Annotated in this window: 12 protein-coding genes; 9 read left to right on the forward strand and 3 right to left on the reverse strand. The window is 43.1% G+C overall.

Annotated features, from left to right (window positions below; genetic code table 11):
- The 9 genes from DN730_RS10485 (at window position 1) to DN730_RS10535 (ending at window position 10,945) form a co-directional block, all read left to right on the forward strand.
- Complete coding sequence (locus DN730_RS10485) at window positions 1–1,914, forward strand: polysaccharide biosynthesis protein (RefSeq protein ID WP_115468093.1); 1,914 nt, start codon at window positions 1–3, stop codon at window positions 1,912–1,914.
- A 25-nt stretch (window positions 1,915–1,939) separates the two neighbouring features.
- Entirely contained in the window at window positions 1,940–3,547 is a 1,608-nt protein-coding gene (locus tag DN730_RS10490; RefSeq protein WP_115468094.1) for an aldolase catalytic domain-containing protein, read from the forward strand.
- Entirely contained in the window at window positions 3,534–4,199 is a 666-nt protein-coding gene (locus DN730_RS10495; RefSeq protein WP_115468095.1) for an HAD family hydrolase, read from the forward strand. Before DN730_RS10490 ends, DN730_RS10495 begins: the two co-directional genes overlap by 14 nt.
- Window positions 4,196–4,915 (forward strand): 3-deoxy-manno-octulosonate cytidylyltransferase, encoded by a 720-nt coding sequence (locus DN730_RS10500; protein WP_115468096.1) that lies wholly within the window; start codon window positions 4,196–4,198, stop codon window positions 4,913–4,915. The genes DN730_RS10495 and DN730_RS10500 overlap by 4 nt, the downstream gene beginning before the upstream one ends.
- A gap of 201 nt (window positions 4,916–5,116) precedes the next feature.
- A complete protein-coding gene (gene kdsB, locus DN730_RS10505; protein ID WP_115468097.1) occupies window positions 5,117–5,860 on the forward strand; it encodes a 3-deoxy-manno-octulosonate cytidylyltransferase in 744 nt (247 codons plus the stop codon).
- Window positions 5,847–6,506 carry an HAD family hydrolase gene (locus DN730_RS10510; RefSeq protein WP_115468098.1) on the forward strand — a complete coding sequence of 220 codons (660 nt, stop codon included), beginning with the start codon at window positions 5,847–5,849 and terminating at the stop codon, window positions 6,504–6,506. Before kdsB ends, DN730_RS10510 begins: the two co-directional genes overlap by 14 nt.
- A gap of 972 nt (window positions 6,507–7,478) precedes the next feature.
- A complete protein-coding gene (locus DN730_RS19455) occupies window positions 7,479–7,652 on the forward strand; it encodes a sugar transferase (RefSeq protein ID WP_211313869.1) in 174 nt (57 codons plus the stop codon).
- Window positions 7,653–7,721: 69 nt separating this feature from the next.
- A complete protein-coding gene (locus DN730_RS10530; RefSeq protein WP_115468101.1) occupies window positions 7,722–9,653 on the forward strand; it encodes a polysaccharide biosynthesis protein in 1,932 nt (643 codons plus the stop codon).
- 65 nt (window positions 9,654–9,718) lie between these two features.
- Complete coding sequence (locus DN730_RS10535) at window positions 9,719–10,945, forward strand: O-antigen ligase family protein (protein WP_115468102.1); 1,227 nt, start codon at window positions 9,719–9,721, stop codon at window positions 10,943–10,945.
- A 108-nt stretch (window positions 10,946–11,053) separates the two neighbouring features.
- On the opposite strand, the gene DN730_RS10540 is transcribed toward DN730_RS10535, so the two are convergent.
- From DN730_RS10540 to hslO, 3 genes are all read right to left on the reverse strand, one after another.
- Entirely contained in the window at window positions 11,054–12,082 is a 1,029-nt protein-coding gene (locus tag DN730_RS10540) for a T6SS phospholipase effector Tle1-like catalytic domain-containing protein (protein WP_115468103.1), read from the reverse strand.
- A 161-nt stretch (window positions 12,083–12,243) separates the two neighbouring features.
- On the reverse strand, window positions 12,244–12,951 hold the full coding sequence (gene bamJ / locus DN730_RS10545; protein ID WP_115468104.1) for a BamJ family beta-barrel-assembly machinery protein: 708 nt from the start codon (window positions 12,949–12,951) through the stop codon (window positions 12,244–12,246).
- A gap of 508 nt (window positions 12,952–13,459) precedes the next feature.
- A complete protein-coding gene (gene hslO, locus DN730_RS10550) occupies window positions 13,460–14,329 on the reverse strand; it encodes an Hsp33 family molecular chaperone HslO (protein ID WP_115468105.1) in 870 nt (289 codons plus the stop codon).
- Window positions 14,330–14,350: the final 21 nt, after the last annotated feature.

Here is a 14,350-nt window from a genome sequence, read left to right on the forward strand (position 1 = left end):
ATGGATAAGCTTCTTGAAGGGCTATTTCGGCTACCTAGACGTTTGAAACGGACGATTTCTCTGCTTATAGATGTCTTTGCTATATCTGTTGCATTCTGGGGCGCTTGGGTTATCCGTATTGATAACTCTTCGGTATTTTACCAGGAGGGTAATTGGGTCATGCTGGCTGTAATTTTGCCGGTAACCATTCTGGCGTTTGCTAGATTTGGCTTATACCGAGCTGTATTACGCTATATGGGGATAAAGGTTGCCGGGGCGATAATGGCGGGTATAGGTGTTTCTACTTTCACCGTGGTGATGACAGGCTTCTTTACCGGTTACCCATTACCCCGCACCGTTCCGCTGTTGTTCGCCATGCTGCTGCTGATCTTTATTGCTGGTAGCCGCTTTGTTGTTAGGGCTATGGTTGCAACCGCTGGGCGCAAAAGTCGGGAAAAAGTAGTAATATACGGTGCAGGATCCGCAGGACGTCAGTTAGCACAGGCTTTGATTCATGGGAATGAATATGATCCGTTTGCCTTTATTGATGATGATAAAAACCTGCACAATACCTTTGTGATTGGCCGACCTGTTTACAGCTTTAGCCATTTAAAGCACATGCTTAACGATACGGAGATCAAGCAAGTGTTGCTAGCTATGCCAAATATCTCCCGTTCTCAAAAAAGCTCAATCCTCTCCAAGTTAGAAGCACTCAAAATAGAGGTTAAGTCCATTCCAGCTATGTCAGACTTGGTTTCCGGCGATGCAGCTATCGACCAATTGCGGGATGTCGCTATCGAGGACTTGTTAGGTCGCGAACCTGTCACCCCTAGAGAGGATTTGATGGGGCAAAATATCACTGACAAAGTGGTCATGGTTACTGGTGCAGGGGGCTCAATCGGTTCCGAGTTGTGTCGGCAGATTCTTCTACAAAGGCCTAAAGTTTTAGTCCTGTTTGAACTATCAGAGTTTGCTCTATATAGCATCGATAGGGAGTTAAGCAAGCTGGTCCTAAAACATGGTTTGCAGGTCGAGATAAAGCCGATTATTGGCACCGTACAAAAACCTAATAGGGTTGAAACAGTGATGCGGAGCTTTGGTGTGCAAACGGTGTACCATGCGGCAGCTTATAAACATGTGCCATTGGTGGAGTACAATCTAGTCGAAGGGGTACGCAATAACGTATTTGGTACCTTCTACACCGCTCAAGCTGCAGTCGATGCGGGGGTAGAGCGTTTTGTATTAGTATCTACCGATAAGGCGGTGCGTCCGACCAATATTATGGGTACCTCTAAGCGAGTTGCCGAATTGGCCTTGCAAGCCCTCGCAAAGCGCTATGATAAGACGACTTTCTGCATAGTGCGCTTTGGTAACGTATTGGGTTCCTCTGGGTCAGTGGTGCCGTTATTTCGTGAACAAATTCGTAAGGGAGGGCCTGTTACTGTTACCCATAAGGATATTACCCGTTACTTTATGACCATACCTGAGGCTTCTCAATTGGTGATTCAAGCTGGGGCTATGGGTAAAGGTGGTGATGTATTTGTATTAGATATGGGGGAGTCGGTGAAAATTGCCGACTTGGCCCGCAAAATGATTCACCTAATGGGATTGGAAGTAAAAGATCTAAATAACCCAGAAGGGGATATAGAGATTCAATTTACCGGCTTGCGCCCAGGAGAAAAACTCTATGAAGAGCTACTTATCGGTGACAACGTAGAGGCGACAGAACACTCTCGTATCATGACCGCTCAAGAAGTTTTCCTAGGGTGGGATGAGTTTCAGGCTTTATTGGCAGCCTTAGATGACAGCTGCCATCACTTTGATATACCGGCGGTGCAGAAACTGCTACTAGATGCACCTACTGGGTACAAGCCAAGTAGTGACTTGGTTGACCTTGTTTGGATACGATGTAGCGATTACAAGGAGCTTCATTGATTATTTGGTGGCATAGGGAGGATGTATGATCTTAGATTGCACTTTAAGAGATGGTGGCTACTACAATAATTGGGATTTTCCCAAAGAAGTCGTTGATGCATATTTAACTGCAGTTGCTGTTGCTGGTATAGAATATGTCGAGCTAGGTTTGCGTAACTTTTCTAAAAAGGGCTTTCTAGGTGCTTATGCATACACAACCGAGCAACACCTGAACACATTAAATTTACCTTCTGGACCGACATATGGTGTTATGATCGATGCTAACACTATCTTGAGCTCTTCTTTGGATACGGAAACGGCTGTTGATGCATTGTTTGTCCCCTGTGAGCAAAGTAAAGTTGATTTAGTTCGCATTGCCGCACACTTTCATGAAGTGGATAGATCAGAGGCTATTGTTACACGTCTAAAGGAACTTGGTTATAAAGTTGGTTTTAATTTAATGCAATCAGGAGGCAAGCCTGCGGATCTGATTGCGGAAAAAGCGCGTACAGCTAGCTCATGGGGCGAAAACCTCGATGTGCTCTATTTCGCCGACTCACTAGGCAATATGGACTCGCAAGAGGTAAAGCGAATAATTAGTATCATCCGCAGTGAATGGCGTGGACAACTAGGTATTCATACTCACGATAACCTAAGTAAAGGGTTAGATAACTGTCTTACAGCGAGGGACGAGGGTGTTGAGTGGTTAGATGCAACCATTACAGGTATGGGGCGGGGGGCTGGTAATACACAAACCGAGCGGCTATTGACGGTGCTAGCAAGAGAATCTTCTAAATATCGTACACAACCTATTTATGAGTTAGTTATTCGTCAATTTGAATCACTTCAAAAGCAATATGGCTGGGGAACGAATTTACTTTATTTCTTAGGTGCAAAGAACAATGTGCATCCCACTTATATTCAGAACCTATTATCTAATGGTCATTTTGGCACAGAAGAAATCATCGGAGCTATTGAGTACCTAAGTCACTTAGAAGGCGCGTACTCTTACAATGGGGATATCCTTGCAACTGCTTTATCATTCAACTCTACTTGTGCCCCTGTTACAGGTACACATTCACTTGAGGGGCTTTTCCAAGGTCGTGAAGTCTTGTTAGTTGCGAATGCTCCGAGTGTCGATCAATACCTAGAAGCAATAAATCAATATATTGTTAGCAAAAAGCCTGTAGTGCTCTCACTAAATATCAATCATTTCTTAGATGAGGGCAAAATTGATTATTTTGTGATGACGCACAATGCAAGATTCTTATCTGAGTCAAAAGAATATCGTAGGCTTAAAAAGCCACTTGTACTTCCCTTGCACAGGTTCGAAAGAGAAGAGCTTGATGTTCTGGAAGAAGTGGAAACCATTGATTATGGATTTGATGTTGACGCGAAGAAAAGAATTCGAGTCGATAAAACCTTCACAGTAAGTCCTTATGACCTAACAGCAGCATATGCACTTGGTGTTTCTATAGTAGCAAAGGCTGATCGGGTATCTTTGGTAGGTTTTGATGGTTTTGATAAAAATGATCCACGTCAAATTGAGATGATTGATATTATGCAGCAATATCTTGAGCTGGGTTTGACGATTAATGCGTTAACACCTACAAGTTATCCTCTTGAGCAAGGCTCTATTTATGACCTTAATTGATCGGTACGACTATTATGTTTTTGATTGTGATGGAGTGATTCTAGATTCCAACCATCTTAAAATTGAAGCAATGAAAAATGCTCTATTAGCGCTTTCAGTTTCATCTATCGATGTGGATAAGTGTTGTGAATATTTTGCAAAAAATTTCGGTAAATCTAGATTTCATCATGTTGAAGCATTCGTGGATCAGTATCTAGACTTAAATGGTGGCTCTAAAGAACTCTTCACTTCTCAATGTTTGCAGTTATATTCGCAACAATGTATGTCTCTATACCTAGACGCACCTATTACCGAAGGTTTTATAGAGTTTGTTCAAAATTTGACTGGGGATAAGTTTGTTGCAAGTGGATCTGAGCAAGGTGAACTACGTGAGATACTAAAACAGCGTAGTTTAAGTCAGTATTTTAAACAAGTATATGGGTCGCCCAGAGTAAAGTCTGACTTATTGGCTTCAATTATTGAAATAAAGAAGTCTAAAAATGGGGTAATGATCGGTGATGCATTGTCTGATTTGGACGCAGCCAAAGACAATGAAATAGATTTCATTGCGTATAGATCATGTTCATGCATTCCGCAGCACTTAACTGTTGCTACTCGAGATTCTGGTTTTTATGTAGTTGACTCTTGGAAAGAACTAAAGAGATATATATGAAATACGCAGTAGTGATACCAGCTAGATATAAATCTAGTCGATTCCCAGGAAAGCCACTCGCTAAAATTTTAGGAAAGCCTATGATCCAAAGAGTATGGGAGCAATGTTGTAAAGCAGTTGATAGTGAAAAAGTTTACGTTGCTACAGACAGTCATGAAATTTCTAGAGTTGTAAAAGAGTTTGGCGGTCAAGTGGTTATGACTAGTAGCGATTGTTTAACTGGTACTGATCGTCTTGCAGAGGCAAACAAAACTCTAGATTGTGATTTTTTGGTAAATGTTCAAGGAGATGAGCCAGTAATCGATCCAAAGAATATTGACACAGTAATAAGTTTATACCAAGAAACTGGTAATATTACTAATGCATATTGTGAAATTACTAGTGAAGATGAGTTTAGGTCTTTTACTGTACCTAAGGTCGTAGTTTCTGAATTAGGGAAGCTTTTATATATGAGTCGCTCTCCAATTCCGTTAAGTAAGAATGATGAGTTTATAAAATCGTATAAACAAGTCTGTGTATATGCATTTGGTCGTAGTGATCTCGAATTTTTTAGTTCAATAAAACGAAAAACACCACTTGAGACTATCGAGGATATCGAAATACTTCGCTTTTTAGAGTCTGGTTATGAGGTTTCTATGATAGAGGTTCCTAGCGGCTCCTTGGCTGTAGATATTCCTGAAGATGTTCATAAAGTTGAAGAATATATTAAGTCATAGTTATTTTTTGACATTAGTGTAGGTTTCTCTAAGAGAAAGTAGTGTCGATTTTCTTGCATGAAAATACGAGGAACAAACCAAGCAAATATCTGCTCTGCATATTAGCGTGTAGTGCTTCCATGTTAAAAGTTCAGGCGTTTATGAGTTTCACATCAGTGTTGCTTTTCTTTGATTAAATATTGAGTTCTAAAGGTAAAATTAATGGAAAATTCTAGGGTTGTTGGACTTATACCTTCGCGATTACAAAGTTCTAGGTTGCCTAATAAGCCAATATTAAAAATTGGCACATATGAGATGGTTGTGCATGTTGGAAAAAGAAGTAGTCTCAGTAAAAGGCTAGATGAAATTTTTGTATGTACGGACAGTAGGGAAATAACCAATATTTGTAGTGTTAATAATATCCCCGTCATTTTAACATCAAATGATCATTCTAACGGCACAGAACGTATAGGTGAAGCAGCAAAAAATCTTGGTTTATCGGATGATGATATAGTGGTAGATATTCAAGGTGATGAAGCCCTTGTAGATCCTATGGTTATCGATCGAGTCGTTAATCATTTACACGTGACTGGTGCGGATATTGTCGTTCCTTATATAGAAATCACAGATGGATCAAACGAGAATCGGGTAAAGTTAGTTGAAAGTTCTGGCAGGGTGCTATATATGACTAGGGCAGCAGCCCCCTACCAATTTTTCGGTTTAGGCTCATATAAGAAACACCTTAGTGTTATCGCTTTTAAATATTCGGCATTAAAAGTCTTTTGTAGTTCTCCAGCTAGTCCTCTCGAGAAAATTGAAGGGGTTGAGTTGTTAAGAGCCATCGAGAATGGACTACGAGTGGTCACTTACCGAGAGGAGTCTGAATCTATAGCAGTAGATACTATGGATGATTATAAGCAAGTGTGTAAATTAATTCTTAGGGATCAGTACTATGGGAAGTATTAAAAAAATTCATTTTTCCTTTGATTTAGATGGGACCTTAATTGATTCAATCCCCCTGATGAAGTTTAGCTGGGAGAGAGTAAATGATCATTTCGGGTTCGGTATTGATTGGGTTTCGTATAAAGAAAATATAGGACTGCCTTTTTTAGAGATATGCAGAAACCTAGGTATTGAAAAGTATTATAATGAAGTCCAAGAATATTATTTTAATTCCAATTTGAATAATATACAAAAAATAGAGCCTATGCCTGGATTAGCTTATCTGGCCTCGGAATTAAAAAAAAGAGAAATTAGCTGGTCTATTATTACATCTAAGCCTAGTAAAACAGCTGAGCCAATTCTTAAGAGATTTGAGTTGACCCCAGATTTGTTGGTTTGTAGTGATCATGTAAGTATGGGAAAGCCATACAAGTACGCTGCTAGAAGTATCATAGAACATGGTAACTACTCTGAGGTATATTATGTTGGCGATAGTATAGTTGACTTTCTCTTTTCTATTAACTGCAATTTCAATTTCATACAGTATACGCCAGACTGTGATGACAGCCATTTTCTTGTTGATTCATTTGATATGATTAGAAATCATCGTATCATAGTGTCGTCGTTATATGAAGTAGCGGAATACATTCGAGAGCAAGATAACGTTTAGATAAAATTGCAAGCTGGTGTATCATATTTATCGGGAGCTTAGGCTAAACCTCCGCATTAAGTCCATTCATCTAATTCGCCGCATAAGCTGAATGATTTAAGTGTACGTACGCCGGCCAACTAAGTCTGACCGATCGATTTTCATTAACTAAGAGTGATGAATTTGGGTAGTCTTTTAATTAAACTTATGTCTACGTATTTAGTCAAAGTGATCTTAAGTTTTAGGTTGCTCTATCAAAAGATACCATTTGAAGATATCGAAAGACTTCGCTTTTTAGAGTTTGGTTATGAGGTTTTTATAATAGGAGTTCATAGCGGTTCCTTAGCTGTAGATTTCTCTAAGAGAAACTAAACTTGATCTTTTTTTATAAAGGTGGTTTTAATAATGACTGTGCTAGCCGACTAACTAGTACTAAGTCATTGCTGAATTGCTCTTAAATTTGCCTAGTATCTTAGTTTTTGGGTTGCATTGATAACATTAGATGGAGTTTAAAAAAACTCCATCTAATGTTATCAAAGTGTATTACCCCCAGTACAGGCCTTATAATCTGATCTACTCCAAGTATATTTCCCCGAGCAAACAGCACAGTGAGCTTATTGTCATTATTCGATAGATCTTTATAGATCACCTTACGGAAGCCAATTTGGAACTTCAGCATCCGAAACGGAAGCTGTGCTTTTGTTCTTGTGCTCGCTTTTATGGGTTTAGTATTGACGGGTTCTTTATTAATATGAGGATGCATCCTCCATTTGCCTAGCGTGCTTGGTTTTTCTGCAGTCAACCATTTCGATATCTTATCTTTGGCATTATCACGTTTTTCTACCTCACGATATTCAGAGTCAGAAGGTATATAAATAACTCACCCCAATGCATAAGCTCATGAATTTGGTTTAAGCAATATTTATTGGTGGATTAGGTGGTAAAAACTGTACACTAAGCCAAGTTTAGCATCGAATCGAGCTAAAAGGTGAAATGAGCTTGGTCGGTCCGCGTCCGGGATTATTAACCATCCGAGCACGAGAGGTAAAAGGCGTGTTTGCCGCGCGTCCCGGCATTACAGGATTGGCGCAGATTTCGGGTTTTGATATGTCGATGGCGGAGTTACTTGTCGGAACTAATTCAAAGATGGTAAAAACCTATCTTTGAATTAGTATTTCTCGTGATTTATTGAGACGATAATAGGAAGTGTCTCTGGGGATCGTATAAGGAGTAATTATGGACTTATTGCTAGCGCCTATTTTTCGTCTTCCACGTCGATGGAAACGTGCAATTTCCCTTTTACTTGATACAGTAGCTATATCGATTGCCTATTGGGGGGCATGGGTAATTCAAGTTGATCGTCCAACGGTATTTTATCAAGAGGGTAACTGGGTGCTGTGGGCAATTGTATTACCTATAACACTCATGATGTTTAACAAATTTGGATTGTACCGTGCCGTGTTACGTTACATGGGGATAAAAGTAGCCGGAGCGATTCTAATTGGTATCGGCACTGCAACCTTTACTTTGGTTATGGCCAGTTTTTTCACGGGGTACGATTTACCGCGTACTGTGCCGTTATTGTTTGCTATGTTGCTGCTGATTTTCATCGCGGGCAGTCGATTCTTTGTCCGAGCACTGGTAGCGACGGCTGGCCGAAAGAGTTGTGAAAAAGTGGTTATTTATGGTGCTGGTTCTGCTGGAAGGCAGCTTGCTCAATCGTTGATGCATGGTAATGAATACGACGCGATTGCTTTTATTGATGATGACAAAAACTTACATAACACCTTTGTTATGGGGCGACCTGTCTATAGTTTTGGCCATTTAAAACATATGCTTAATAAAACCGACATTAAGCAGATTTTGTTAGCGATGCCTAATATTCCTCGATCTCAAAAAAGTTTGATTTTAGCCAAGTTGGAGCCCCTTAAAATTGAAGTAAAGTCAATCCCTGCCATGTCGGACTTGGTTTCGGGTGACGCGTCGATTGACCAGCTGCGAGATGTGGCTATTGAAGACTTGCTTGGTCGTGAGCCAGTAGCGCCCCGAGAAGATCTTATGGGTAAGGACATTACTGGCAAAGTGGTGATGGTAACCGGTGCTGGCGGTTCAATTGGTTCAGAATTGTGTCGTCAGATTTTGATGCAGAACCCTAAAGAACTGGTGTTATTTGAGTTGTCCGAGTTTGCCTTATATAGCATTGATTCCGAGCTCACTAAGCTGGCGAAGAAGCATGACTTAAATGTCACAATTAAACCCATTATTGGTACAGTGCAAAAATCAAATCGCGTCGAAACAGTTATGCGTATCTTCGCTGTGCAGACGGTATATCACGCTGCTGCGTATAAACATGTACCACTGGTGGAGTACAACATCGTTGAAGGTGTCCGTAATAATGTTTTTGGCACATATTACACGGCCAAAGCCGCTGCAGAAGTGGGTGTAGAGCGATTTGTACTAGTTTCGACAGATAAAGCTGTGCGCCCAACCAATATCATGGGGACGTCTAAACGTGTCGCAGAGCTAGCGTTGCAAGCATTGTCGAAGCAGTTTACTAAAACGACGTTTTGTATGGTGCGTTTTGGTAATGTGCTCGGGTCATCTGGTTCGGTGGTGCCATTGTTCCGAGACCAGATCCGCAAAGGTGGTCCTGTAACGGTCACACATAAAGATATTACCCGCTACTTCATGACGATTCCTGAAGCATCTCAGCTAGTGATTCAAGCCGGAGCTATGGGTAAGGGTGGAGATGTGTTTGTATTGGATATGGGGGAATCGGTTAAGATAGCCGATTTAGCGCGTAAGATGATTCACCTCATGGGGTTGGAGGTACGTGACTTTGATAATCCCGAAGGGGATATTGAGGTACAATTTTCAGGTCTACGTCCAGGTGAAAAGCTCTACGAGGAGCTTTTGATCGGTGACAATGTTGAGGCGACTCATCACCCTCGTATTATGACAGCGCAAGAAGTTTCTCTTGAGTGGGAAGACTTTCAGAAGCTATTGGCCGCGTTAGATGATGGCTGTCATCGTTTTGATATCCCACTGGTCCAAAAACTGTTGCTAGAAGCGCCGACTGGCTACAAGCCAAGTAGTGGCTTGTGTGACCTTGTGTGGGAGAGTTGCGAAAGCCGAGCTGGTGAGAAGCCTAAAAGCTCGTTGCATTGAGGGAATAGGGTACACAAAACTGTATTTTCTCTTTAAAATGCTTCGGACTTTTTAAGGAAGCAGATATGTTGTTAAAACAGGGCGTTTGGTGGCTAGCAGGTTTATGTTTAGCTCTGTCGTTGGTTATCCCTAATGGGTATAGTGTGGGATCAGCGGCGTTATTTCTCATGTCAGCAGCAGCTCTTCAACTTTCCAAGCAGCGTCTATCTGCTCAAGACAAGCGTTTGGCGATCACTTTCGCTGCTTACTTTTTCCTCATGGTGCTGTTTGTCTATTTGGATGGTTGGCATTATAGAGAGCTGGATCGTCCTTCTCGTTTTCTCCTAGTACTACCGGTCTTGTTCTTGATGCTTTATAGCCAGGGGCCTCGTGTTGCTCTTTGGATAGGGGCAATGCTTGGCTCCTATGGAGCTTTGGCAGTGGCGATCTACGAGCGCTTTGTGTTGCATATACCCAGAGCAAAAGGAGGGGAGAACCCTATCATGTTTGGGGATATATCCTTGTTGCTTGGGCTGTTAAGTGCGGTGACTGCATTGTATTTCTTTTCTAAACGTCAACGCTTACTTACTGCTTTGGCTGCAGTAGCGTTTGTGTCAGGTGTTATGGGGTCTTTGTTATCCGGCTCGCGCGGCGGCTGGGTAGCGGTGCCGTTGATCTTATTATTCCTGCTATGGCAAAGCAGGGACTTATTAGGAAAGAAGCTGGTTGTTGGTATTTGTATCCTAGCAATTGCTAGTGTCGTAATTGTGCTCAACGTGCCTCAACTTGGCGTTGCGAAACGCGTAGATCAAGCAATACACGGCATTGATGTATATTTCAAAGGTAACCCTAACACCTCGATTGGACTTCGTTTTGAAATGTGGAAAGCAAATCTGCATTTATTCACCACTGCCCCGTTATTTGGTGTAGGTGAATACCGTGGGTTAGAGGTCAAAAAACAGCTAGCCCAAGAAGGGCTAATGACGAACAGTGCTGCTAGGTTTTCCCATGCTCATAATGAATATATTGATGCATTAGGGTTGCGGGGCTTGGTTGGGTTCTTAGCGCTGATGGCTGTGTATTTGGTTCCTTTGAGATTGTTCTTAGCGAAGATGCGTGAATATAAAGACAATTGGAACGTTAAAGCCTATGCCATGGCGGGGGCGTTGGTGCCGATGAGTTATATGGATTTTGCGCTGACGCAGTCGATGTTTAGCCATAATATCGGTGTGATGATGTATGTTTTTCCGATTGTATTCTTCTGGGCGGCGACGCGGTGGGCCGAGCGAGAAGCCAAAGGCGAAGCGTTATAACAGTGTTTTTGTAGGCCGTTATTCATGGAGACAATGTTGTTTCTGTCGGAATAAGTTCCGACCTACCGTTCGGGGTGGTGCGTTGTTTTTGTCGAAATAAATTACGATCTATCGCGCGCGGGATTGCTGGTTAGAAGACCTCCAAATAGTTGCTGGAATGGGGCATCGGGTGATGGGGAAGTATCCTGTGTTACTGTGGATGCGTTGAATCACGCTTCGATGCCAATGCGGTGACAAGGTCAAGCTGGTTTGATCCTGCTCGAGGACGCTGCAGAGTCTCGGCGCGAGGGTAAGGTCATGCCATGCGCCAATGCGACTTTCTTGATAATGTATTTTGCCATAAGGCTTAGGTTCAATTTTAAGTAACGGCTGCCATGGGGATCCCAGCGTACCTTTGCTACGAACCATTTGATAACAGCGTTGGTTTGTCTGCTGTTCGATCCAGTTCGTAAATATCTGCAAGACTACATCGCCAATGCCATCTTTGCGATAGCTTCCCCCAATGTCTGAATGTACCCCTGGTAGCCATATTTCTCGTGCCCGTTTGTCGTGATTCATTAATGTCGGTCGAAATGCGAGGCGTTGTTCGTCCAGTGCCACGAGATGCAGTGCTTTGTGGACGCCCTCGGGAAGAGTGTGGCCGTGTTCGAAGACCACATCTGTGGTGGGGCGTTGAGTCACTTCTAGATTCGGCCAGCCGATGGACGCGACGGTGTCGAGTACAGCTTCGATGATGATAGCGCGATCTAAGAGAGGTGTGATTAATGCAGCAAAGCGTCTGGCTAGGGCCGCTCCGCGGCTGAAACCGATGAGTACAATATGGCTCGTGGCGGTATTGTAGTGTGCTTTAAAATCTTGCAGTGCGCGATTTAAAATCGTTGCAACATGACCCGTTTCAATGGCGAAGGCAGCGTTGAATTTCTGTTCGAACCAATGGCCATAGGTGCCAATGCCAGCGTAGTAGAAACTGCGATGGGTGGAGTGTGTAGGTGTGACCCCTGGATGATCTTTGATGCGCCCGCCTAATAGCAGGTGAGATTTTAGTACGTTGGTGATACTGATAATGCTGCTTGATGATGCGTAGGCATCGTTTGGACAATTGTCAGTACCGTCGAAATGAAAAAATAACATCGACATAACTATTCCTTGTGTTGTCTATCTCCACCTTCCTAGTGGCTGAAATTATCGTAGCATAGATTTTGAGTCGGAATAAACTTCGACAAACAAGGGTGGGAGGTTGTAGGTGGATACAAAAACGGCCTCATATGAGGCCGTTTAAATATAAAAGTAAGGCTGTATTACTCAGCTGGCGCTTCTTCTGGTTGCTCGATGTCTAGCAGTTCAACTGTGAATTGCAGCGCGGCATTCGGTGGGATTGGGCCAGTGCCACCGGGGCCGTAGGCGAGGTCAGATGGAATGTAGAATTCGTACTTTGATCCGACAGGCATAAGCTGTACGCCTTCTGTCCAGCCTGGGATGACTTGATTAAGAGGGAAAGAGATCGGCTCGCCGCGCTCGTAGGAGCTGTCAAATACGGTGCCATCGATTAGTTTACCTTCGTAGTTCACTTTAACGGTGTCGGTTTCGCTTGGCTTGTCGCCGTCACCTTCGGTGATCACTTTGTATGCTAGGCCTGACTCTGTGACCATGACGCCGTCTTCTTCGGCTTTTTCATCAATCCAAGCTTGGCCTTCGGCTTTGGCTTTTTCTGCCAGCTCTGCCTGTTCGCGTTGCGCTTTTTCCATTTGTTCTTGCTGGAAGGTTTGAATCGTTGTTTGTACTTCTTCCATTGTCATTTGCGGCTCGTTGCCTTTGAACGAGTCTTCAAAACCTGCTTTGAAAGCCTCTAAATCTAGGCCATCAAAGTCACTTGCCATACGGCCACCGAACATGGTGCCAATAGCGTAACCGAGTTTTTGCTCTTTGCTGTCTAGCTCGACGTGATCATCCGCTTGTGCCATTGAAATGGAGGACATGACCAGCGCGGCGACTAATGTTTTTTTCATGAGAACTCGTTCCGTTGGTAATTAGTTTAAAAAGTCTTTCACATAAGAACTTGTTGGGGTGCGAAATGAGAATTTCAAGCGTGGCAAACAAACGTGGTTTGTTCTAGCTGAAGATACGCCTTGTGCCTCGCAAATCGATCCAAGGTACTGTTCTAGCATAAGAAGGCGTTCCTACGCCAACCCATGTTGTCACTTTACCAAAGTGAACCCCTTCACCTGCACACCTTGTTTGTCTTGGAATGATATGCCAAGCACAAGGCGTCGTTTGAATGTATGCCTCGATAAAACGGTCGACAAGCGTCTTTACGGATGGCTGACGGTATTTGTCAATTTTAAAAGTAAAGATGGTGAAGGCTGTAGGTCGAGATTCATCTAGACAGGTGTTTTGACGGAATGAATTCCGACCTACCGTTCGAGCTCTAGCTGGTTGGGTGATGGTGGGTTCTGTAGGTCGAGATTCATCTCGACACGTTGTTATCGGGATGAAGATCGACCCACAGAAAGCTATTTAATGAGTGTGGGCTTGGTCACCTAAGTAGTCATCTAAGTCTTCTTTTAAAAAGGAGTAAGACTCGGCGCAAAACTGACACTCTACGTTGATAGCGCCTTGTTCACTTAGGATTTCACGCACTTCTTCGGCGCCCATAGAAATGATTGCGTCCAAGGTCCGCTGACGTGTACAAGAGCACCCAAACTGCATGGTTTTAGCATCGTATAAACGCAGCTCTTCCTCGTGGTAAAGGCGGTGTAAGAGCGTTGCGGTGTCAAGATCAAATAGCTCTTCATCTTTAACCGTCGATGCTAAGTGAACGAAGCGTTCCCAAGCGTCTTCATCGCCTTCTTGCGCTTGCTCTGCTGGTAGGCGTTGTAGGAATAATCCACCAGCCTGCACTCCATTAGACGCGAGCCATACGCGGCTGGGCAGTTGTTCTGATTGCATGAAGTATTGTTCTAGGCACTCCGCCAGCGAATCGCCAACGATTTCGACTATGCCCTGGTAACGCTGGCCGTTACGAGGTGTGATTGTAATGACGAGATAGCCACCTTCTAGTAATTCTTTTAGGGAGACCGTTGCAGGGAACTCTTGCTCTTGATCCCATTGCGCGATGCCTCGAAGATTTTGTTTTTCATCGCATTCGGTCATTAGGGTTTGCAAAGGCCCGTTGCCTTTACACTGAATCGATAGCACGCCATCGATCTTAATAATGTCACGCAATAACGCAATGGCGGCGGTAAATTCGCCTAACAGTTTTTCCAGCGACTCAGGGTAGGATTTGCGGGAAATAATGTTTTGATAAGCATCGGTTAATAGTACGCGCTCGCCCCGAACATTGGTGTGGTCAAAGGAAAAGCGTTGGATTTCGTTGATATTGTTCACAAGAAGCACCGTTAAATAAAG

It is taken from the genome of Marinomonas piezotolerans (assembly GCF_003362755.1).
GTDB classification, from domain to species: domain Bacteria; phylum Pseudomonadota; class Gammaproteobacteria; order Pseudomonadales; family Marinomonadaceae; genus Marinomonas; species Marinomonas piezotolerans.

What these genes read in the sequence shown, in the direction of transcription:
- kdsB (WP_115468097.1), top strand. Translation starts at nt 5,117, where the DNA reads ATGGAAAATTCTAGGGTTGTTGGACTTATACCTTCGCGATTACAAAGT.
- DN730_RS10500 (WP_115468096.1), top strand. Translation starts at nt 4,196, where the DNA reads ATGAAATACGCAGTAGTGATACCAGCTAGATATAAATCTAGTCGATTC.
- DN730_RS10490 (WP_115468094.1), top strand. Translation starts at nt 1,940, where the DNA reads ATGATCTTAGATTGCACTTTAAGAGATGGTGGCTACTACAATAATTGG.
- DN730_RS10495 (WP_115468095.1), top strand. Translation starts at nt 3,534, where the DNA reads ATGACCTTAATTGATCGGTACGACTATTATGTTTTTGATTGTGATGGA.
- DN730_RS10485 (WP_115468093.1), top strand. Translation starts at nt 1, where the DNA reads ATGGATAAGCTTCTTGAAGGGCTATTTCGGCTACCTAGACGTTTGAAA.
- DN730_RS10540 (WP_115468103.1), bottom strand. Translation starts at nt 12,082, where the DNA reads ATGTCGATGTTATTTTTTCATTTCGACGGTACTGACAATTGTCCAAAC.
- DN730_RS10510 (WP_115468098.1), top strand. Translation starts at nt 5,847, where the DNA reads ATGGGAAGTATTAAAAAAATTCATTTTTCCTTTGATTTAGATGGGACC.
- DN730_RS10535 (WP_115468102.1), top strand. Translation starts at nt 9,719, where the DNA reads ATGTTGTTAAAACAGGGCGTTTGGTGGCTAGCAGGTTTATGTTTAGCT.
- DN730_RS10530 (WP_115468101.1), top strand. Translation starts at nt 7,722, where the DNA reads ATGGACTTATTGCTAGCGCCTATTTTTCGTCTTCCACGTCGATGGAAA.
- bamJ (WP_115468104.1), bottom strand. Translation starts at nt 12,951, where the DNA reads ATGAAAAAAACATTAGTCGCCGCGCTGGTCATGTCCTCCATTTCAATG.
- DN730_RS19455 (WP_211313869.1), top strand. Translation starts at nt 7,479, where the DNA reads ATGAGCTTGGTCGGTCCGCGTCCGGGATTATTAACCATCCGAGCACGA.